The organism is Micromonospora sp. ALFpr18c (assembly GCF_008868155.1).
In the GTDB taxonomy this organism is placed as follows: domain Bacteria; phylum Actinomycetota; class Actinomycetes; order Mycobacteriales; family Micromonosporaceae; genus Micromonospora.
On record NZ_WBKR01000465.1, the window covers coordinates 1 to 589 of the forward strand.

The window sequence follows — 589 nt, forward strand, 5'->3', positions numbered from 1 at the left end:
CCAGGTGCGTAGTTGCGCGGCGGTCGGTTCACCGGAGGCGGCCGGCGTCGACCCGGTGGCCGCGGCCGCGATCAGGTCGGGGTCGATGCGCAGAAACTCGGCGACGGCGGTGAGGGCCGCGTCGAGGGTGCCCAGCCCGGCGGGGGCGGGCGGTTCGGGCTCGTCGTCGGCGATCTCGGCGGACTGTACGCAGCGCAGCCAGGCCAGGTAGAGCAGGCGCAGGTCACCGGCGGCGAGGCCGGCCCGGACCGGGATGATCGAGGCGAGCAGACCGTGGCCGTCGAGGTCCCACTCGTCGGCGCCGTCCTCGTCCCCGTCGTGAAGGTCGATGATGACGTGCTCGCCGGCAGTCCAGGCGGACGCGCTGTCACCCTGGCAGTACTGGGCGACGGTTGCGGGGTCGAGCAGGTGGTTCGGTAGCCGCAGCATGAGCTGGCGGGTGCCCCAGTTCGCCAGGTACAGGTGCGCGTCGAAGTACCGCTCCATCAGCGTACGCGGGTCACCCTTGAAGTCGCCCCACTCGTAGGTGTTCACGAAGCTGGTCGCGGTGATGTCAGCCCGAGTCGACAGCGACCGCAGCTCGGCCCGC

1 pseudogene is annotated in these 589 nt (G+C 71.6%); it reads right to left on the minus strand.

The window, feature by feature from the left end:
• Nucleotides 1-589, minus strand: a pseudogene (locus tag F8271_RS31710) (hypothetical protein); the annotation flags it as partial.